At 64.2% G+C, this 19,139-nt stretch carries 19 protein-coding genes; 7 read left to right on the top strand and 12 right to left on the bottom strand.

All coding sequences use genetic code 11. From position 1 onward, the window contains the following. Positions 1-11: 11 nt before the first annotated feature. Positions 12-1,016, bottom strand: a complete 1,005-nt coding sequence (locus ACODS1_RS17585) for a permease (protein ID WP_489086682.1) — start codon at positions 1,014-1,016, stop codon at positions 12-14. An 11-nt stretch (positions 1,017-1,027) separates the two neighbouring features. Beyond that, positions 1,028-2,107: an ACR3 family arsenite efflux transporter gene (gene arsB / locus ACODS1_RS17580; protein ID WP_489086681.1), complete on the bottom strand. Its 1,080-nt coding sequence runs from the start codon at positions 2,105-2,107 to the stop codon at positions 1,028-1,030. Positions 2,108-2,213: 106 nt separating this feature from the next. Here arsB and ACODS1_RS17575 point away from each other — a divergent pair, with 106 nt between their 5' ends. From ACODS1_RS17575 to arsJ, 6 genes are all read left to right on the top strand, one after another. Then, the gene (locus ACODS1_RS17575; protein WP_489086680.1) at positions 2,214-2,990 is read left to right on the top strand and encodes a metalloregulator ArsR/SmtB family transcription factor; all 777 of its coding nucleotides are present in this window, start codon (positions 2,214-2,216) and stop codon (positions 2,988-2,990) included. 12 nt (positions 2,991-3,002) lie between these two features. Further along, entirely contained in the window at positions 3,003-3,473 is a 471-nt protein-coding gene (locus ACODS1_RS17570) for an arsenate reductase ArsC (protein ID WP_489086679.1), read from the top strand. A 21-nt stretch (positions 3,474-3,494) separates the two neighbouring features. Then, positions 3,495-4,208 carry an arsenical resistance protein ArsH gene (gene arsH, locus ACODS1_RS17565; RefSeq protein WP_489086678.1) on the top strand — a complete coding sequence of 238 codons (714 nt, stop codon included), beginning with the start codon at positions 3,495-3,497 and terminating at the stop codon, positions 4,206-4,208. Positions 4,209-4,226: 18 nt separating this feature from the next. Then, the gene (locus tag ACODS1_RS17560; RefSeq protein ID WP_489086677.1) at positions 4,227-4,727 is read left to right on the top strand and encodes a cyclin-dependent kinase inhibitor 3 family protein; all 501 of its coding nucleotides are present in this window, start codon (positions 4,227-4,229) and stop codon (positions 4,725-4,727) included. A gap of 13 nt (positions 4,728-4,740) precedes the next feature. Further along, the gene (locus ACODS1_RS17555) at positions 4,741-5,745 is read left to right on the top strand and encodes an ArsJ-associated glyceraldehyde-3-phosphate dehydrogenase (protein WP_489086676.1); all 1,005 of its coding nucleotides are present in this window, start codon (positions 4,741-4,743) and stop codon (positions 5,743-5,745) included. A 117-nt stretch (positions 5,746-5,862) separates the two neighbouring features. Further along, positions 5,863-7,092: an organoarsenical effux MFS transporter ArsJ gene (gene arsJ / locus ACODS1_RS17550; RefSeq protein ID WP_489086675.1), complete on the top strand. Its 1,230-nt coding sequence runs from the start codon at positions 5,863-5,865 to the stop codon at positions 7,090-7,092. 25 nt (positions 7,093-7,117) lie between these two features. Here the strand turns inward: arsJ and ACODS1_RS17545 are convergent, their stop codons facing one another. The 9 genes from ACODS1_RS17545 to hemA form a co-directional block, all read right to left on the bottom strand. Beyond that, positions 7,118-8,194, bottom strand: coding sequence for an ArsO family NAD(P)H-dependent flavin-containing monooxygenase (locus ACODS1_RS17545; protein WP_489086674.1), 1,077 nt, complete (start codon positions 8,192-8,194; stop codon positions 7,118-7,120). A 233-nt stretch (positions 8,195-8,427) separates the two neighbouring features. Next, the gene (locus ACODS1_RS17540; protein WP_489086673.1) at positions 8,428-8,736 is read right to left on the bottom strand and encodes a helix-turn-helix domain-containing protein; all 309 of its coding nucleotides are present in this window, start codon (positions 8,734-8,736) and stop codon (positions 8,428-8,430) included. Beyond that, positions 8,733-9,077, bottom strand: a complete 345-nt coding sequence (locus tag ACODS1_RS17535) for a toxin (protein WP_489086672.1) — start codon at positions 9,075-9,077, stop codon at positions 8,733-8,735. The genes ACODS1_RS17540 and ACODS1_RS17535 overlap by 4 nt, the downstream gene beginning before the upstream one ends. Positions 9,078-9,235: 158 nt before the next feature. Beyond that, entirely contained in the window at positions 9,236-10,162 is a 927-nt protein-coding gene (locus ACODS1_RS17530) for a LysR family transcriptional regulator (protein ID WP_489086671.1), read from the bottom strand. 13 nt (positions 10,163-10,175) lie between these two features. After that, positions 10,176-11,375, bottom strand: a complete 1,200-nt coding sequence (locus ACODS1_RS17525) for an MFS transporter (RefSeq protein WP_489086670.1) — start codon at positions 11,373-11,375, stop codon at positions 10,176-10,178. Positions 11,376-11,460: 85 nt separating this feature from the next. After that, entirely contained in the window at positions 11,461-13,314 is a 1,854-nt protein-coding gene (asnB, locus tag ACODS1_RS17520; RefSeq protein ID WP_489086669.1) for an asparagine synthase (glutamine-hydrolyzing), read from the bottom strand. Positions 13,315-13,336: 22 nt separating this feature from the next. After that, positions 13,337-14,407 (bottom strand): Gfo/Idh/MocA family oxidoreductase, encoded by a 1,071-nt coding sequence (locus ACODS1_RS17515; RefSeq protein ID WP_489086668.1) that lies wholly within the window; start codon positions 14,405-14,407, stop codon positions 13,337-13,339. Further along, on the bottom strand, positions 14,404-14,907 hold the full coding sequence (locus tag ACODS1_RS17510) for a GNAT family N-acetyltransferase (protein WP_489086667.1): 504 nt from the start codon (positions 14,905-14,907) through the stop codon (positions 14,404-14,406). The genes ACODS1_RS17515 and ACODS1_RS17510 overlap by 4 nt, the downstream gene beginning before the upstream one ends. A 1-nt stretch (position 14,908) precedes the next feature. Continuing rightward, positions 14,909-16,141: a 5-aminolevulinate synthase gene (gene hemA, locus ACODS1_RS17505; RefSeq protein ID WP_489086666.1), complete on the bottom strand. Its 1,233-nt coding sequence runs from the start codon at positions 16,139-16,141 to the stop codon at positions 14,909-14,911. Between the two features lie 156 nt (positions 16,142-16,297). On the opposite strand from hemA, the gene ACODS1_RS17500 reads away from it, so the two are divergent. Beyond that, the gene (locus ACODS1_RS17500; RefSeq protein ID WP_489086665.1) at positions 16,298-17,152 is read left to right on the top strand and encodes a helix-turn-helix transcriptional regulator; all 855 of its coding nucleotides are present in this window, start codon (positions 16,298-16,300) and stop codon (positions 17,150-17,152) included. A gap of 17 nt (positions 17,153-17,169) precedes the next feature. Here ACODS1_RS17500 and ACODS1_RS17495 read toward each other — a convergent pair whose 3' ends face one another. Continuing rightward, on the bottom strand, positions 17,170-19,119 hold the full coding sequence (locus ACODS1_RS17495) for a DUF3363 domain-containing protein (protein WP_489086664.1): 1,950 nt from the start codon (positions 19,117-19,119) through the stop codon (positions 17,170-17,172). Between the last annotated feature and the right edge of the window lie 20 nt (positions 19,120-19,139).

Raw genomic sequence — 19,139 nt, 5'->3', positions numbered from 1 at the left:
GGGAGGATGGATCAGAGGAACAGGTAGGCGAAACTATTGAACAGGTAACCGATCAGCATGATGCCGATGACCACGATGGCGAAGAACAGCGCCAGCAGCGGAGCCTTGACGACCTGCTTGAGCATGATCAGCGAAGGCAGCGACAGCGCGGTCACCGCCATCATGAACGCCAGCACGGTGCCCAGGCCGACGCCTTTACCGACCAGTGCCTCGGCGATTGGCAGCGTGCCGAAGATGTCGGCATACATGGGCACGCCGACCAGCGCCGCCAATGGCACCGACCACCAGTGATCGCGCCCGATCAGGGCGCTGATCAGATCCTGTGGAATCCAGTTGTGAATCGCCGCGCCGATACCCACGCCGATCAGGATATACAGCCACACGCGCTGGATGATCTCGGCAACCTGCTCGCGGGCGTAGCGCATGCGATCAGCCAGGCTCAGCTGTTCCTGGGGGAGATCGAGCGCCTTGTGCTGGGTGACGAACGACTCGACGTAGCCTTCCATTCGCGCCCGGCCAATCAGGGTGCCGCCGAGCACCGCCAGCACGATGCCGACGACCACGTAGGCCAGGGCGATCGACCAGTTGAAAACGCTCGCCAGCAGGATCATCGAGGCCAGGTCGACCAGTGGCGAGGAAATCAGGAAGGAGAAGGTCACCGCCAGCGGCAGCCCTGAGCTGGTGAAGCCGATGAACAGCGGGATCGACGAGCACGAGCAGAAGGGGGTGACCGTACCCAGCAGCGCGCCGGTGAGGTTGGCGCGCAAGCCGCGCATGCCGCCCAGAATCTTGCGGGTACGCTCTGGCGGAAAGTAGCTCTGCACCCAGGAAATGCTGAAGATCAGCACCGACAGCAGGATGAAGATCTTGATCACGTCGTAGATGAAGAAGTGCAGGCTGCCGCCGAGGCGGCTGCTCATGCTCAGGCCAAACACCTCTTCCACCAGCAACTGGACGAGATGGGCCAGCCAGTCCATACGCAGGAGTTGGTCATTCAGCCACTGGAAAATCTCCATGGATCCTTCCCTCAGCGCGATGGCAGGGCGCGTTCGTACCAGTTGCGACTCTTGTTGACCATGCGCACCAGCCAGAGCATCACCGGCACCTCGATCAGTACGCCGACCACGGTGGCCAGTGCGGCGCCGGAGTCGAAGCCGTAGAGCACGATGGCCACCGCCACGGCGAGTTCGAAGAAGTTGGAGGCGCCGATCATGGTCGAGGGGCCGGCCACGTCATGGCGCACTTTCAGCGAGCGGTTGAGCCAGTAGCCGAGCGCGGCGATGAACAGTGTCTGTAGCAGGATGGGCATGGCCAGAATGCCGATCACCAGCGGTTGTTCGACGATGGCTTGGCCCTGAAAAGAGAATAGCAGCACCAGGGTGGCCAGCAGGGCGAGGATGGAGAAGGGAGAGATTTTCGCCAGTGCCGCCTCGAAGGCGGGCTTGCCGCACTTGAGCAGGTGGGCGCGCACGGCCTGGGCGATGGCCAGGGGGATGACGATGTACATCACCACCGACAGCAGCAGGGTGTCCCACGGCACCGGGATCGACGATACGCCCAGCAGCAGGGCGACGATGGGGGCGAAGGCGAACACCATCACCAGGTCGTTGAGGGCCACCTGGCTGATGGTGAAGTTGGCGTTGCCGTTACACAGATTGCTCCACACGAACACCATCGCCGTGCAGGGCGCGGCGCCCAGCAGGATCAGCCCGGCCATGTAACTGTCTAGCTGGTCGGCCGGCAGCCAGTCGGCGAACAGGATCTTGATGAACAGCCAGCCGATCAGCGCCATGGAGAAGGGCTTGACCACCCAGTTGACGAACAGGGTGACGCCGATGCCGGCTTTCTGCCCGCGCACTTCATGCAGCGAGCCGAAATCGATCTTCATCAGCATGGGGATGATCATCACCCAGATCAGCAGGCCGACCGGGATGTTCACCTGGGCAACTTCCATGGCGCCGACTGCCTGGGCGGCCTGCGGCGCGAGCAGACCGAGTAACGTGCCGGCCGCAATACAGAGGAACACCCATAGGGTCAGGTAACGCTCGAAGAACCCCAGGGGCGCGCCTGCGGATTGCTTCAGGGCGGTGTCACACGCATTTGTCATCTTGTTTGCCTATCCTCGTCATGGGCGAATGGCTCAAACATATTCGCTTTACTGCATATTCGCAAAATAATATATTCGCTCATGTGCATCCTTGACGGAAATCAACATGAGTCAGAAAAAACGTGTGCTGTTCCTCTGCGTGGCCAACTCGTCGCGCTCGCAGATGGCTGAAGCGCTGCTGCGCCACACCGACTCCGAACATTTCGAAGCCTTCAGTGCGGGCACCGCGCCCACCGAGGTAGACCCGCGTACGCGCAATGCGCTGGAGCACCTCGGGGTTTCCACCGAAGGGCTGTTCAGCAAGTCCGTCGAGCAGGTGGCGGGCGAGCCGTTCGACTATGTGATCACCCTATGCGACAAGTCAGCGCTGGAGTGCCTGGCGCTGCCTGGCACCGGCGAATACATCGCCTGGAACTTCGAAGACCCGGCGACCAGCTCGCAGAAGGACGCCTATCGCAAGACCCTGCACGAGATCCACGAACGAATAAAGATGTTCGTGCTGATAAAGAGCAAGCCAGCCAGTGCTGCCAATGACGACATGACCCCCACCGAGCTGTTCAAGTGCCTGGCCGATGAAACGCGGGCGCGTATCGCCATGCTCGTTACCCTCGAGCAGGAGCTGTGCGTCTGCGAACTGACCGCAGCACTGGAAGAGGCGCAACCGAAGATTTCCCGGCACCTGGCGCTATTGCGCAGCTGCGGCCTGCTGGAAGATCGCCGTAACGGTCAGTGGGTGTACTACCGCCTGCATCCGCAGTTGCCCGAGTGGGTCAGGGACGTGCTCAAGCGCACCCTGGACAGCAATGCCGAGTGGCTGCGCCCGGATGTGCAGCGTCTGTGGCAGATGCGTGACCGCCCTGGGCGCAAGCCGGCTTGTGACTGAGAGGCGAGTACCATGAAGATTCTCTTTCTATGCACCGCCAATAGTTGTCGCAGCATCCTCTGTGAAGCCATCTTCAATGCCATGGCACCTGCCGGCATGCGCGCATACAGCGCTGGCAGTCATCCTGCCGGTGTGGTCAACCCACTGGCGCTGCAGACGTTGCAGGCAGCCGGCATTGCCATTGATGGGCTCTTCAGCAAGTCGACCGATGCGCTTGCAGAGCTGCAGCCCGAGTTGGTCATCACCGTTTGCGACAAGGCCGCTGGCGAAGCCTGCCCCGTGTTCTTCGGCGCCGCCGTTCGCGCACATTGGGGGTTGAGCGACCCATCGGAGCTGAGAGGCACTGACGGCGAGATAGCTGCCGCGTTCGATGCCACACTGGCGCGTATCCGCACCCGTATTCAGGCCTTTCTGGCCTTGCCCCTAACGCAACTCGATAGTGATGCGCTGAAGGCCGAGCTGGCTCGCATCGGCTCTATCTGACTCTTTTTGTGGAGCTACATCGTGCAAGACGATCTACCCAATGCCGACCTGCAACTGCTCGATCTGCCGACTGCGGACAAGCTCGCCATCGAGTCGGCCTCGACCCACGCGCCGCGCATTCTGCTGTTGTACGGCTCCACCCGCGAGAAGTCCTTCAGCCGCCTGCTGACCGAGGAGGCCGCGCGCCTGTTGCAGCACTTCGGCGCCGAGACGCGCATCTTCGACCCGCGCGGCCTGCCGCTGCCGGACGATGCCCCGGACAGTCATCCCAAGGTGCAGGAGCTGCGTGAGCTGATGCAGTGGTCGGAAGGCCAGGTGTGGTGCTCGCCCGAACGTCACGGCGCGATGACCGCCGTGTTCAAGGCGCAGATTGACTGGGTGCCGCTGGCCATGGGCGCGGTTCGCCCGACTCAGGGCAAGACCCTGGCGGTGATGCAGGTCTGTGGCGGCTCGCAGTCGTTCAACGTGGTCAACCAGTTGCGCGTGCTGGGGCGCTGGATGCGCATGTTCACCATCCCCAACCAGTCCTCGGTGCCCAAGGCCTTCATGGAGTTCGACGCGGAGGGGCGGATGAAACCGTCCTCGTTCTACGACCGCCTGGTGGACGTGATGGAGGAACTGGTCAAGTTCACCCTGCTGCTGCGTGACCGCTCCGACTACCTGGTCGACCGCTATTCCGAGCGCAAGGAGTCGGCCGAAGAACTGTCCAAACGCGTCAACCAGCGCGCCATCTGAACGAAGGAATTGCCCGCCATGACTCACCCCTACGACGTACTAAAGGTGCCCGGCCTGGCCGGCACGCTGATCTTCACGCCTTGCCCGGGCACCCGCGAAACCACGCTTGAAGCAGCCCTGCTGGCGCTGAAGCAGGCCGGGGCTGCGGGCGTGATCACGCTGATGCCGCACAACGAGTTGGCCGCCAACGGCGCCGAGCAGATCGCCCAGCAGTGCCAGGCCTTGGACCAGGCTTGGTATCACCTGCCGGTGGCCGACGAGCAGGTGCCGCTGGAGGACTTCGGCGAAGGCTGGCGGGCATCGCGCCAGGCCATCATCGAACACCTGCGTGGCGGCCGCTCGCTGGCCATCCACTGCAAGGGCGGCTCCGGGCGCACCGGCCTGATCGCCGCGCGCCTCCTCATCGAAGCCGGCATCGCGCGTGATGAGGCCATCGCCCTGGTGCAGGCACTGCGGCCCAAGGCCATCCAGCATCCCGCCCACGTCAACTGGATCAACCAGTTCGACGCGACCCACTGATAGAGGCATCGACATGACCATCAAAGTAGGCATCAACGGTTTTGGCCGCATCGGCCGTCTGGCACTGCGCGCCGCCTGGAACTGGCCCGAGCTGGAGTTCGTGCAGATCAACGACCCGGCAGGTGACGCCGCCACCCACGCGCACCTGCTCAACTTCGACTCGGTGCATGGCCGCTGGCAGCATGAGGCGAGCAGCGACGGCGATTGCGTGGTGATCGATGGCAAGCGCATCAAGGTGAGCGCCAACAAGGCCATCGCCGACACCGACTGGAGTGGCTGCGACCTGGTGCTCGAGGCCAGCGGCAAGATGAAGACGGTCGCCGGGCTGCAGGGCTATCTGGACCAGGGCGTGAAGCGCGTGGTGGTCTGCGCGCCGGTCAAGGAGCAGGGCGCGCTGAACGTGGTGATGGGCGTCAACCAGCACCTGTTCGATCCGGCGCAGCACCGCATCGTCACCGCCGCCTCCTGCACCACCAACTGCCTGGCCCCGGTGGTCAAGGTGATCCACGAGGCGCTGGGCATTCGCCACGGCTCGATCACCACCATCCACGACCTGACCAACACCCAGAGCATCCTCGACCAGCCGCACAAGGACCTGCGTCGTGCCCGCGCCTCGGGTATGAGCCTGATTCCGACCACCACCGGCTCGGCCACGGCGATTGCCGAGATCTTCCCGGAGCTGCGCGGCAAGCTCAACGGCCACGCCGTACGCGTGCCGCTGGCCAACGCCTCGCTGACCGACTGCGTATTCGAGGTCGAGCGCGCCACCACGGCCGAGGAAGTCAACGCGCTGCTCAAGGCGGCCGCCGATGGCCCGCTGAAGAACATCCTGGGCTACGAGGAGCGCCCGCTGGTGTCCATCGACTACCGCACTGATCCGCGCTCGTCCATCGTCGATGCGCTGTCGACCATGGTGGTAGCCGGCACCCAGGTGAAGATCTACGCCTGGTACGACAACGAGTGGGGCTATGCCAACCGCGCGGTGGAGCTGGCGCGGATGGTCGGGGCAGCCGATTGATCCGTAGGGTGGATGACGCTTTATCCATCCACCAGATAACCAAGGTGAATGAAAAAAGGCTTCATCCACTCACTCTGCCGTCGCGGCTAAAGCCCCACGGTTTACACAGGATTTGTTATGCATGCCTTATCCCGTCTGGCCCCCGAGGTGCGCCAGTACCTGCTGGTGACCGGCAACTACTGGGCTTTCACCCTCACCGACGGCGCGTTGCGCATGCTGGTGGTGCTGCACTTTCACAGCCTCGGCTACACGCCGTTGCAGATTGCCGCGCTGTTTCTGTTCTACGAGATCTTCGGTGTGGTCACCAACCTGGTGGGTGGTTACCTGGGGGCGCGGTTGGGTCTGAACCGCACCATGAACATCGGCCTCGGCCTGCAGGTGATCGCGCTGTTGATGCTCACCGTGCCGGCCGCCTGGCTGACCGTGCCCTGGGTCATGGGCGCCCAGGCGCTGTCCGGTATCGCCAAGGATCTGAACAAGATGAGCGCCAAGAGCTCGATCAAGCTCCTGGTGCCGGACAGTCAACAGGGCACGCTGTACAAGTGGGTGGCCATCCTCACCGGCTCGAAGAATGCGCTCAAGGGTGTTGGTTTCTTCCTGGGTGGCGCGCTGCTCGCCGTGCTCGGCTTCACCGGCGCGGTGCTGGCCATGGCCGCCGCGCTGGCGCTGATCTGGCTGGCCAGTCTGGTGCTGCTGAAGAAGGATCTGGGCAAGGCCAAGGCCAAGCCGAAATTCCGCGACATGCTGTCCAAGAGCCGGGCGATCAACATTCTTTCGGCTGCTCGGCTGTTTCTCTTCGGTGCGCGCGACGTCTGGTTCGTGGTGGCGCTGCCGGTGTACCTGAGCAGCGTGTTCGGCTGGGATTTCTGGCTGGTGGGCGGCTTTCTCGCTGCCTGGGTGATCGGCTACGGCATCGTGCAATCGCTTGCCCCGCGTATCACCGGCAAGCAAAGCGGGCATGTGCCGGACGGCCGCGCGGCTTTCGTCTGGGCCGCGCTGCTGGCCGGTCTGCCAGCGCTGATTGCCTTGGGGCTGAGCACTGGCTGGTCGGCGCAGGTGGTCTTGCTTGGCGGGCTGATGCTGTTCGGCGTGCTGTTCGCGGTCAACTCCTCGCTGCACAGCTACCTGATCGTCAGCTATGCCAAGGAAGACGGCGTGTCGCTGGATGTGGGCTTCTACTACATGTCCAACGCCCTGGGCCGGCTGATCGGCACGCTGCTGTCGGGCTGGGTTTTCCAAGCCTATGGGCTACAGGCCTGCCTGTGGGTCTCCAGCGCCTTCGTGCTGGCTGCCGCGCTGATTTCCATCGCCTTGCCCAGGCATCGCGATGCCGCTAGGCAGATCTGAACCGTCGGCTCAGCCGCCGAGGCGTTCAGGCCTGCGCCGTGCTCAGGAACTGCTCGATTTCGGCGGCGGTGCTGCGCGCCGTGCGGGTCACCCCGATCAGGGTGGCTGATGCCGAGCCCGTCCATTCGCCGTAGCCCACCAGCCATAGCCGGGGTTCGTGGATGGCGCGCGTACCGTCGACCTCGATTCGCCCTTCATCGGTGATCAGCCCCAGGCTGGCCAGGTGGTCCAGCGCAGGTTTGAAACCGGTACACCAGATCACCACATCCACCGCGCTCTGCGTGCCATCGGACCAGACCACACCATCGCGGGTGAAGCGTTCGAACGGGCGTACCGCGTGCAGCACGCCGCGCTCCCGCGCCTCGACCACGGGCGGCACCATCACCACATCGCCGAGCCCGCCCACCGGCTGGTCGATGACGCGACCTTCCTGCTGGGCTTTCCAGCGCTCGGTGGCGCGTTCGAACAGCACGCGGCCGTCGACATCGTCGGGCAGGAACAGCGGCTCGGTGGGCGTCACCCAGGTGGCGTCGGCCACTTTCGACACCTCTGCCAGAATCTGCGCCCCGGAGTTGCCGCCGCCCACCACCAGCACCCGTTTACCCGCGAACGGTTGCGCCTCGACATAGTGGGCCGAGTGCAATTGCTGGCCGCCAAACAGCTCGCTGTCTGGATAGTGGGGGATATGGGGATGGCTCCAGGTGCCGGTGGCGCTGACCACTGCCCTGGCGTCCCAATACTGATGCTCGGCATGCACGCGCAGCGACCCCGCGCGGCGTTCCACCGAAGTGACCCGCACAGGGCGCTGCACCCTAAACTGGTAGCGATCCTCATAGCGCGTGAGGTAATCGACGACATGATCGCGCGTGGGGTAGCCATCCTCGACTGGCGGCATCATCCAGCCGGGAATCGAACTCCAGGTCGCCGGGGAGAACAGCCGCAGGGAGTTCCAGCCGTGACGCCAGGCGCCACCGGGGCCGTCCTCGGCATCGAGCATCACCAATGACAACCCGGTGCGCCGCAGAAAGTATGCGGTGGCCAGAGCGGCCTGGCCGCCACCGATAATGACGACATCTATCGGCGAATCAGCGTTTGTTTTCATATGGTGGTTCCTGCGTCTCGGCGGAAGGAATCTACATGCCTATTGGCCATTGAAGGCGGCGTATCGCTAATCGAGCCGCCCCCATTGTCGAGCTGCTATTGGCCGAAACTTGCGGGCCACCTCAGAGTTTAATATCCAAATTTCAGTATCTTCACACACAGAATTGTTCGGCACTCCTGAGTTACTCCTTGGAGGAGTTCTTCTGGCGTTAAAGAGCCCGCTGCATTTACCATCTACGCCAGTTCGCGAATGAGTTCTGGATGCCTGCTCAGGATGCGGATCAGAACGGTGGCTTGGTCGTTAGGCTTTGAGCGGTTCTGCTCCCAGTTCTTTAAGGTCGCAGGCTTGGCGTGAATGGCCTGCGCAAATACACCCTGGGACATCTGCAGCTTTTCGCGCAGTGCGACGATTTCCGCACCTGTCGCGGGTTCGATTGGCTTGTATTCGACCTTGTGAGTACGCAGCGTACGCTTGCCTTCTCGTGCTGCGGCCAAGTCGTCGAAGCCTTCGATCAGCTCGGAAAAAATATCGCGTTTGGTCATGGTGCTTGCCTCGCCTTCACTTCGCGCTCAAGGAGCGCTTTCAACTGCCTACGCTGGTCACTGCTCAGGTCATCAAGTTCGTCTTTGTCATACAGGGTGAAGAGCCAGAACTGCAGACCGCTGTGCCAGTAGTAATAAATCACCCGAACGCCACCTCGCTTTCCCTTGCTGCGCCTGACCGATCCGAAGCGGACCTTCCTCAGACCACCGCTGTTGGCGATGACTGCGCCCGCCTCTGGATTGGCCAAGAGCATTTGCTGGAATAGCGAGTATTCGCCGTCATCCAGGTGGGCTTTTCGGTTGCGCTCAAAGGGTGGCAGTTCAACGAACAATGCTTTCATATATGTGCGCTATTTGCGTATATTTAATGGTGAGTGTCTTCTTGTCAAGAAAGGGGCTTTTGGCCAGATACAACAAATGCGGCAGCCTGGCTGGGCTGCCGCTAAGACGCTCTTCTGAGAGGGCTCGCCGCGAGGGGGAGATCTAGTTACTGGGACGATCAGGCTATTTCCTTCTGTGATGTGTGATCCGGCAGCAACACCTGGGTTTCCGCCGGGCTGACCCGCCCGATAAACCGGGCCAGTTGCTCGGCCGGATCGCCTTCGCGCCTTACCAAGTAGGTGGTTAGCATCGATGCGCAGCCGTCTAGCGGCCGGGCCACAACGTCTGGATTGTTGAGTTCGTTGATGCGCGCCAGGCTGGAGAAACCCAGGCCGTAACCCGCCGCGACCAGTGCCATCATCAGATCCAGAGTGGGAACGCGGTCGGCAATGGTCAGCCGAGTGTCCACGGCGCCCAGCACCCGCTGCAGCTGTTGCCAGAAGCCTTGGCAGACCTGCGGATCGCAAAGGATCAGTGGGTAGCGCACCACCTCGTCGAGCGGTACGCGTCGATAGGTCAGGAGCGGGTGGCGAGCCGGCACCGCCACCACCAGCGGATCGAACCAGACCGGCTCGGCCACCAGCCCTTCGCCAACCTCGTCGGACTGTGCGAGCCCGATGTCGAACAAGTCATCGTTCAGGCCTCTGACCTGTTCGCTGAGGGTGACTTCCGACAGACAGATCTCGACCTCCGGTTCCTCCTCGCGGCATTGGGCGAGCAGGGTGGCCAGGCGTGCCTGCGGGATGCCATCGGATAGCGCGACGCGAATACGCCCACGGTAGCCGGCCGCCGCGCTTTTGACGCTGGCCTTGGCCTGATCGACCACGGCCAGCACTCGACGCGCCTCTTCCAAGAGCACCTTACCGGCCCAGGTCAGCCGCGTGCGCCGCGTGGTGCGCTCGAACAACTGCACACCCAGGCGGTACTCCAGTTCCTTGATGATCCGCGAGAGAGGCGACTGTTCGATATGCAGGCGCGCGGCGGCACGCGCAAAGTGCAGTTCTTCTGCGACGGCGATGAAACAGCGAAGGTGGCGCAGTTCCACGGCCTTTCCTCCGTCAGTTGTGGGGTTCGGTTTGCACGTCGCCGTTCCAGCTTGGCTGGCGACGCAGGTTGATGATCTGCAGCAGGGCGCCCAGTGCGGCGACGCCACCGGCACTGGCAGCCAGAGTCCAGGTGGGCAGTTGCAACAGCAGCACGAAGCCGCCGGCTGCGGCGCCGATGGCGCTGCCCAGGTAGAGCGCCGACTCGTTCAGGGCGATGGCGAGGTTGCCGTCGCCTTGGGCCTGGCGCGCCAGGATCAGCTCGTTGTTCTGCGGCACTTGCAGCGCCCAGCCGACCGCGCCCCACAGGGCGATGGGCAGCATCACTAGCCAGGTGCTGAGGGCCGCCGCCAGCGGCAGCACGAACAGCGACACGGCGAGGATCAGCATGATGGTGAATGTCAGCACCGTGCCTTTGATGCGATCCACCAGTGGGCCGATCAGGAAGCTGCCCAGCACGCCGCCGATGCCCCAGACCCACAGATAGGGCGTGACTGAGCGCACCGCGCCGTAGGCCGGGTCAGCCAGCAGTGGGGCGATGAAGGTGTACATGCCCAGGCTGGCGATGGCAGCCAGCAGCGACACCAGCAGGATGACCAGCACATGACCGTCGCCGAGGATCGCCAGCTTCTGGCCCAGCGTTGTGGCAGTGGCCGCCGGCAATGAAGGGAGCTTCAGCAGCAGGCCGAAGAAGGCCACCAGGCCAAGCAGGGTGACCAGCCACAGGGCAGCCTGCCAGCCCAGCTGTTCGGCGATCAGCAGACTGAGTGGCACGCCCAGCACCACGCCGCTGGCCATGCCGCCCATGATGATGGCGATGGCCTTGCCGCGGCGCTCCGGGGTGGACACGGCGGCCGAGGCACCGATGCCCATGGCCAGGTAGACGCCTGCGCCGATACCGGCGATGGCACGCCAGGCCATGAGCACGGTGAAGCTCTCGGCCAGTGCACTGGCGGCGTTAGCAATGACGAACAGGCCCAGGGCTAGCAACAGGCCGGCGCGCTGACGATTTGCTGGGGTCAGGGCCACGAAGATCGGCGAACCCAGGCCGTAGGCCAGAGTGAAGGCGGTGACCAACTGTGCGGCCACCGCGACGGAGACCGCGAACGAGGCCTCGATCATCGGGATCAACCCGGCGGTGACGTAGGAGGCCATGCCGAGGGCGAAGGCCCCCAGCGCTATTAGGTAGATGGGGGATTGGTTGGGCGTGTGCATGCTCGGACTCGCTTGCGTTGCAGGAACGCGTGGGTGGTACAGCGGAGGGATGCGACCCCGCACCGGGGCCGCATCCGGTTGGAGACTAGAGTTCGAGGCTGACGTCGTACTCGTTCAGCCAGGTGTTGAGGCCGACCGCCAGCTCCATGCCCATACGCTCGTACATGGGCGAGACGCTGCCGAGTGGCTTGGCCAGGGTCTGCTGGATACGGCCGCTGTCGAGCAGGGGCGTGACTGGCGCATTGCGATCCGCCTGGATGGCGGCCAGGGCATCACGCAGCGCCTGCTCGTAGGCCGGATCCTGCGTCGAGGGGTAAGGGCTCTTGACCCGCTCGCTGATCGATTCGGGCAGCAGGTCGCGGGTCGCCGCGCGCAGGATGCTTTTCTCCCGCCCGTCGAAGGCCTTCATCGCCCAGGGGATGTTGAAGGCGTACTCGACCAGGCGGTGGTCACAGAAGGGCACCCGCACCTCAAGGCCGACGGCCATGCTCATGCGATCCTTGCGGTCGAGCAGGGTTTGCACGAAGCGGGTCAGGTTGACGTAGCTCATCTGCCGCATGCGATGATCCACCGCGCTTTCACCGGGCAGTAGCGGCGCCTCGGCGATGGCCTGGGCGTAGCTGTCGCGCAGGAAACTGTGCATGTCGAGCTGGGCCAGCAGGCCCGGGTCGAACAGGGTCTTGCCGTCGAAGTACTTGCCGGTGACCGATGTCAGCCAGGGGAAGGTGTCGGCCTGGATCGCTTCCGGATCGTGGAACCAGCGGTAGCCACCGAACACCTCATCCGCGCTCTCGCCGGACAGTGCCACCGTCGAGTGTTTGCGCACCTCCTGGAACAGCCGGTAGAGCGATGGCCACATGTCGCCCCAGAAGGCCGGTGGCAGGTCAAGGGCGCGAACGATCTGCGCACGCAACGCCGGATCGGCCAGCTCACGGCTGTCGAGGACGATCTCCTGGTGGCTGGAGCGGATCTTCTCCACCAGGTCACGCACGAAGGGCGCATCCGGCGTGCCGCGCACGGCATCGCCGGTGAAGCCGCTGCCGTGGTCGACGAAGTCGACGGAGAAGGAGCGGATGTTCTCCTTGCCGGCGGCCAGCAGCTTCTTCGACGCCAGCGCGGTGATGATCGAGGAGTCCAGGCCGCCCGAGAGCAGGCTGCACAGCGGTACGTCGGCGACGATCTGGCGATTTACGATGTCCTCCAGCAGGTCGCGGGTATGGCGGATGGTCTCGTCCAGCGTGTGCTCGTGCTCGCGCGCCTGCAGCTTCCAGTAATGGCGACGGCCCAGGCCCTGGCGGTTGATGCGCACGATCTCGCCCGGCATCACCTCGCGCATGCCATCGAACACGGCATGGCCTGGCGTCTTCACCATCTCCAGAATTTCGCGTAGGCCGTCTGCTCGAACCTTGCGCGGCACCAGCGGGTTGGCCAGCAGCGCCTTGGGCTCGGAGCCGAACACCACGCCGTCGGAGGTGGGGAAGTAATACAGCGGCTTGACGCCCATACGGTCGCGGATCAGAAGCAGCTCCTGTGAGCGCAGATCCCAGATGGCAAAGGCATACATGCCGTTGAGTTGCTCTACGAAGGCCTCGCCCCATTCGACATAGGCGCGCAGCACCACCTCGGTGTCGCTGCGGGTCTCGAAACGGTGGCCAAGTCGTTGCAGTTCGGTGCGCAGCTCGCGGTAGTTGTAGACCTCGCCGCTGTAAGTGATCGCGGCGACCTCGCGCGGGCCACCGTGCATCGCTGTCATCGGCTGGCGGCCGCCCTCCAGGTCGATGATCGATAGGCGCCGATGGCCCAGGCCGACCGGGCCGTCAATCCACAGACCGCCTGCATCCGGCCCGCGCAGGGCCATGGTGTCGGTCATGCGCTGCAGGGTGTCGCGTTGCGTTTCCAGGTTCTGGCTGTAGGACAGCCATCCAGCGATTCCACACATAGTCGTTCTCCTTGTGATTGGGTTACCCGAGGCTTTCCAGGTCGCTGTCCTCGGCCAGCAGCACGCGCGTCTCGCCATGGACGTAGCGCGCCGGTGCTGGGGTTTGGGCATGGGTTTCCATGTCGTTGAGTAGTCGCTGCAGCGCCACTGCGGTGTCGAGGCCGGCGAAGGGCTGGCGGGGCGGTTCCTTGAGCGCCACGGCGCGCACCACCTGACGGCACAGCCGCGACAGCTTGTGCAGGGTGTCCAGTCCGGGCTCGTCGGGGGTGGTGGCGTACTCGTGGAGCAGCTCCTCGGCGCCGTTGGCACCGCGCGTCCAGATGCACAACTGGTCGTGATCCCAGCGCGGCGTATCGAATACCAGGCGTGCATGGATCAGCCGGGCATCGCGGTCGACGAAGCTGAAATCCACGGTGCGCTGACGCACGATGTTGACGAAGCTGGCGTAACCGGTGACCCGTGCTTTGCCCAGGCTGGCGGTGAGCTGAACGGTATCGAGCACTTCGCTGCCTGAGATGGAGAAGTCCGAGCGCACTCCGAGCACACCATCGAGCTTGAGCTGGCCGGCGCGCGGGCAGATCCAGCCCACCAGATCCAGGGCATGGATCACCTCGCTGGTTACACCGCAGGTGGGGCGGTAGTCGTTGATGCGATCCTTGCCCCAGTGGAAGTTGGCACGCACCAGTTGCCAATCGCGGCGCTCGACCCACTCGCGCAACTGCCGGGTCGCGTCCGAGTAGCGCTCCACCAGGTCCAGGGCAAAGCCGCCGACCTGCTCCAGTGCGCCAAGCAACTCGTCCAGGTTGTCGCCCGGCGTGACCAGCGGTTTCTCGCAGAGCACGAATCCCCTGTAGCCGGCCAGTTGCTTGAGCACAGGCGCATGGCTGTGGTCGTTGACACTGACCACCACGATGTCCGGCTCGAACACTTGCAGCGCCCGACCGACGCTGTCGAAGTAGGGCAGCTCGGTCGTCTTCTGCCGACGCCCGACATAGGCCAGCGACAGCAGCAGGCCGGTACTCGTGGCGATATGCTCGAAGGCGCGGCGGTAGCGGTTGCCGGCGTAGCCCAGGCCGATGATCAGGATCTTCATGCCAAGGCCTCCTGACGGATCAGCAGGCGCTCGTCGCTGACGGCGAAGCCGAGGGTCTGGTACAGCGTGCCGGCATCCGCGGTGCTCTGCAGCACCACGCAGCCGACGCCGCGGTTGGCGAACCAGCGCAGCAGGTGTTGCATCAGTTGCTTGGCGATGCCACGGCCCCGCCACTGCGGCTCGACCACCACCGACTGCACCCAGCCGGACAGGCCGTTGAGAAAGCCCGGCGCCGGCGCGCGTTGGTCGATGATAGCTGTCGCGCAGCCCAGCACCTGGCCGGATTCCTTGTGCTCGGCGGCGAGGATCTGCACGCAGTCACTGTCGTTCAGGCGGCTGCTCAGCCAGGTACGGTAGGCCGCCCGCCAGCGCGCCGCGTCCTCCGGCGTCTTGCTCGAATAGCTTGCGTTGGTGCCGTCCAGCAGATACGCGCGCAGTTCAACCAAACTGGCCAGGTCGGCCTGGGTCGCCGGACGTACTGTGAAGAAGGACTGTTCCATCTCACGCCACCTCCGCAGCAAACACCTCGGACGCCAGCGGGATGCTGAAGTGGTCGAAGGTCTCGCGTAGCGACAGCGCCAAGTGCTCGATCTGCGCATCGCTGTGGTTCGGCGTGGCATTGACGCGAAAACGCTCGGTCCCTACCGGCACGGATGGATAGTTGATTGGCTGCAGATACACGCCATGGTTATGCAGCAAGCGTTCGGCCGCTGCCTTGCAGCGCTTGGCTTCACCTACCCGCACCGGTAGCACGTGGGTCTGCGAGCAGGGCATCACCGGCACGTCATGGTGCTTGAGCCGCTCGCGCAGCTTGGCGGTCTGGGCATGCAGGCGATCACGCTCGGTACTGCTGGCCTTGAGGTGCTCGACGCTGGCCAGGCAGCCGGCGGTGATGGCCGGCGGCAGTGAGGTGGTGAAGATGAAACCTGTGGCGAAGGAGCGCACCGCATCGACGATCACCTGGGTCGAGGCGATATAGCCGCCGATCACGCCGATGGCCTTGGCCATGGTGCCCTGGATGATGTCCACCTGATCGGCCACGCCCAGCTCGGCGGCGATACCGGCGCCACGCGGGCCGTACATGCCCACCGCATGCACCTCGTCGAGATAGGTGAGGGCGTTGTAGCGCTTGGCGATCGCAACGATTTCGGCGATAGGGGCAATGTCCCCGTCCATCGAGTAGATCGACTCGAACACCACGATCTTCGGCTGGCCCTGAGGGTAGCTGGCGAGGATCTGCTCCAGATGCTCGACGTCGTTATGGCGGAAGATCTTGCGCTCGTTGGGCGTCGAACGAATGCCGTTGACGATGGAGGCGTGGTTCAGTTCGTCACTGATTACTACGCAATCGGGAATGCGCCGCAGCAGGCACTGGAGGGTGGCGTCATTGGAGCCGAAGCCGGTGGGGAAAACCAGCGCCGCTTCTTTGTCATGCCAGTCAGCCAGGCTTTCTTCCAGGCGGGCATACACCTCGTGCGAACCGCCGATATTGCGCGAGCCGCCGGAGCCCGCTCCGTAGGTCTCCAACGCATCGTGCATTTGTTCGCGCACTGCAGGATGTTGCGACATTCCGAGGTAGTCGTTGCTGCACCAGACCACCACGGGTTCCTGCTCGCGGCCATCCAGCTTGGCCAGCGGGTACTGGCCGCAAATACGGCTCAGGGTGGTGAAGGTGCGGTACTGGTTGGAGGACTTCAATGTCTCCAGTTGTTCCCGAAGAAGTGCTTGGTACATCCGTTTATCTCCTTAGCGAGTTGATGACACGTCTCTGTGTGGTTCCTCATCAAGCGAGAGCCCTGGCACGGGTAATTGCGGCCAGGTCGGGCTATTCTTCTCGGGATTTATAGGGGTTACAATTTGACTGTTTATCCTAGTACTGGAGGTAACCGGATGAGCGCGCCTCGCACAGCTGAACGCACTCGGGTAGAGCTGGCCGAATTCCTGCGTAGTCGCCGCGAACGCATTTCGCCGGCGGATGTGGGGCTGCCTTCAGGTGGCCGAAGACGCACGCCTGGGCTTCGCCGCGAGGAGGTCGCGGCCCTGGCCGGGGTGGGGTTGTCCTGGTATACCTGGCTGGAGCAGGGGCGGGACATCAGCGTGTCCGCGACCTTCCTCGACAACCTTTCGCGCACGCTAAAGCTGGATGCCACCGAGCGTCGCCACCTGTTCCTGCTCGCCCACCAGCGTCTGCCGCCAGAGCCGGGTAAGACCTGGTGCACGGTACCTGCGCTGATTCATCGCCTGATGGGGGATCTGCCGTCACGTCCGGCCTACGTGCTCAACCTGCGCTGGGATGTGCTGGCCTGGAACGCTGCAGCAGATAGGGTGTTCGGTTTCTCCGCGCTGCCGGCGGACCGCCGCAACCTGTTGTGGATGCTGTTCACCAGCCCGGCCATGCGCGAGTTGTTCAACCCTTGGGATGAGCAGGCGCTGCAGATCCTCTCCAGCTTCCGCCGCGACTTCGTTCGGGCGACCCAGGATCCGGATATCGCTGCGCTGGTGAAGGATCTGGAGAAGGCCTCGCCGGACTTTAGGGAATGGTGGCGGCAGCAGGACATCCACGGCCCGTGCCAGGGGATCCGGTATCTGAAGATCGATTCGGTCGGTCAGGTGGTGTTCGAACACACCACGCTGACCATCGACGAGGATCGTCACCTGCGGCTGGTCTACTACGCAGCCAAGGAAGGCATGCCGCAGAGCCGCGACTTCGAGCAGTGGCTGCAGCAGGAGCCGGCGCTGGTATAAGCCCCAGCGCCGGATGCTCAACCAATCGACGGCCCGCGCTGGCGACCCAGTTGCCAGGAGACGCTGTTGCCCTGAATCACTGCCGATACGCTCTGCCCGAGCTTCTGCTCGATCACCGGCTTCCACGGCACCAGGCTGAAGCCGATGCCGTCGTCGAGCAGGGCATAACGGCCGCTGGCCACCTGCACGCTGCGCCGGTAGATCCCGCTGACGCGCTGGCCCTCCGTCGTCGGGCGGTACTGCATACCTGTCTGCTCCGAGATCTCGCGCGCTGCCGCCGTCAGCTCCCGCCCGCGTAGCGTGGCCAGCAGGTTGCGTGCGAGCACCACGCGTTGGCCCAGGCGTTCGGCCAGCCCCTGTTCCACCAGGAAGTCGGCGCGCTGCCGCAGCGCTTCGCGCACCTCCTTGCCGAAGCCCTTGTCGACCAGCTCGCGGTTGCCGCCGATCAGCTGTTGGTCCAGCCAGGTCGCGCCGACGGCGCACACCTGCTGCTCAAGGGGCAGTGGCGTGCGAAGCTCGACGGCGACGTCGCCCAAGCGGCGGGCATCATGCTGCCGGCCTTGCTCGGGCAGGTCGGTCGGCACCCGCCAGGCGCCCTCGGCCAGCCGCTCGACGATACCGGCCCGGCGCAGGGCTTCCAGACGCCGAATATGGCGCTCAACCAGTGCCTCGGGATCCTGTCCTTCGACTGACTGTGATCGTGCCAGGGCCCGGTGATGATCGGTGCGATACAGGCCGTCCGCAGCCAGCGCCGCAATCGAGCGATCTACCGCGCGCGGCTCGTTCAGACTGCGTGTTTCCACCAGGCCGCCGATGGGGTAGTCGGCCAGTTCCGCGCGGGCAGGCAAGGCCAGGTAGTGGGCCTTGCCGTCGAGTCCGTCGACCACCAGATAACCGCGGTCGTTGAGCTCGTCGGCCAGCCCCTTGGCCACGATCCGACCGACCACAACAGAGCCATCCTTGCCCGGCTCGAAGACCGCCAGCTCGCGCTGCACGCTACCCATGGCCCGCTGCATCGTGCGCACGATATCGCCGCGTTCACCCATGGCACGCAGAGTGGCCTCGGCGTCGTCATGCAGAAGCCATTGTCCGGGCCGACCTTCATGGGCGAGTTCAAGCTTCTGCAATTGCTGCAGGCGGCCGATCAGCAACTGCCGGCGCGGATGGTTGGCGAGCGATTTCAGACTGAGCACGCCGGCCTGGCGTTCGCGCAGCAGGGTGCGATCCAGAGTGGTGAAACGCTCCTGCTGCACCTCTCGCTGCAGGCTCTGCTGGATCTCCAGCTCGGTGCGCGGGCCGAGCCATTCGGTGGCCAGCTCCGAGGCGCGGTTGCGCATGCCCTCGGCGATGTAGTCACGAGCGATCACCAGATCCTTGCCGGTGTCGTCCTTGCCACGCAACACGATATGGGTGTGCGGGTTGTCAGTGTTCCAGTGGTCGACCGCCACCCAGTCGAGACGGGTGCCGAGGTCGGCCTCCATCCGGCTCATCAGGTGGCGGGTATAGGTGCGCAGGTCGTCGAGCTGCTCGGCATCCTCGGGCGAGACGATGAAGCGAAACTGGTGGCGGTCGTCCCGGCCACGCTCCTCGAACGCATTGAGGTCGGCCTGATCGGTCAAGGGCCCGTAGGCCTGACCCGGATCGCCCTCGCGACTGACGCCGTCGCGCTCGATGTAGCGCAGGTGGCTGAGCGTCGAGCGCTTGCCGGCCTGGTGCAGGTTCACCAGGCGCGTCTTGATGGTGACGCGACGTGCGTTGGACGGCAGTTGCTGCCCGCTGAAACGGGCGGCGACATGCCCGCGGCCGAGGCGGGCGCCGGGCTGGTGGCCCGCCTTGCGCGGCTTGCCGGTGCCGGCCTTGTTGGCCTGACGCAGCACCTGGTTGACGAAGGGTTGGCCGCGTTGCTGCGGTTTGCCCGGCTGCGGGCGAAAGCGCAATTCGTCATCTGGACGGCTTCCCTTGCTCATGTTTGGACTCCTCCAAGTTG

It is taken from the genome of Pseudomonas sp. FG29 (assembly GCF_057809355.1).
The sequence above is the reverse complement of the archived record's forward strand: the minus strand, read 5'-3'. Positions and strand labels throughout refer to the sequence as shown.

Excerpts from the sequence above, each read along its gene's own strand:
- ACODS1_RS17545 (WP_489086674.1), bottom strand. The coding sequence starts at position 8,194 with ATGAAAACAAACGCTGATTCGCCGATAGATGTCGTCATTATCGGTGGC.
- ACODS1_RS17495 (WP_489086664.1), bottom strand. The coding sequence starts at position 19,119 with ATGAGCAAGGGAAGCCGTCCAGATGACGAATTGCGCTTTCGCCCGCAG.
- hemA (WP_489086666.1), bottom strand. The coding sequence starts at position 16,141 with ATGTACCAAGCACTTCTTCGGGAACAACTGGAGACATTGAAGTCCTCC.
- ACODS1_RS17575 (WP_489086680.1), top strand. The coding sequence starts at position 2,214 with ATGAGTCAGAAAAAACGTGTGCTGTTCCTCTGCGTGGCCAACTCGTCG.
- ACODS1_RS17585 (WP_489086682.1), bottom strand. The coding sequence starts at position 1,016 with ATGGAGATTTTCCAGTGGCTGAATGACCAACTCCTGCGTATGGACTGG.
- ACODS1_RS17570 (WP_489086679.1), top strand. The coding sequence starts at position 3,003 with ATGAAGATTCTCTTTCTATGCACCGCCAATAGTTGTCGCAGCATCCTC.
- ACODS1_RS17500 (WP_489086665.1), top strand. The coding sequence starts at position 16,298 with ATGAGCGCGCCTCGCACAGCTGAACGCACTCGGGTAGAGCTGGCCGAA.
- ACODS1_RS17525 (WP_489086670.1), bottom strand. The coding sequence starts at position 11,375 with ATGCACACGCCCAACCAATCCCCCATCTACCTAATAGCGCTGGGGGCC.
- ACODS1_RS17560 (WP_489086677.1), top strand. The coding sequence starts at position 4,227 with ATGACTCACCCCTACGACGTACTAAAGGTGCCCGGCCTGGCCGGCACG.
- arsB (WP_489086681.1), bottom strand. The coding sequence starts at position 2,107 with ATGACAAATGCGTGTGACACCGCCCTGAAGCAATCCGCAGGCGCGCCC.
- ACODS1_RS17555 (WP_489086676.1), top strand. The coding sequence starts at position 4,741 with ATGACCATCAAAGTAGGCATCAACGGTTTTGGCCGCATCGGCCGTCTG.
- ACODS1_RS17535 (WP_489086672.1), bottom strand. The coding sequence starts at position 9,077 with ATGAAAGCATTGTTCGTTGAACTGCCACCCTTTGAGCGCAACCGAAAA.
- ACODS1_RS17540 (WP_489086673.1), bottom strand. The coding sequence starts at position 8,736 with ATGACCAAACGCGATATTTTTTCCGAGCTGATCGAAGGCTTCGACGAC.
- ACODS1_RS17510 (WP_489086667.1), bottom strand. The coding sequence starts at position 14,907 with ATGGAACAGTCCTTCTTCACAGTACGTCCGGCGACCCAGGCCGACCTG.
- arsJ (WP_489086675.1), top strand. The coding sequence starts at position 5,863 with ATGCATGCCTTATCCCGTCTGGCCCCCGAGGTGCGCCAGTACCTGCTG.
- asnB (WP_489086669.1), bottom strand. The coding sequence starts at position 13,314 with ATGTGTGGAATCGCTGGATGGCTGTCCTACAGCCAGAACCTGGAAACG.
- ACODS1_RS17515 (WP_489086668.1), bottom strand. The coding sequence starts at position 14,407 with ATGAAGATCCTGATCATCGGCCTGGGCTACGCCGGCAACCGCTACCGC.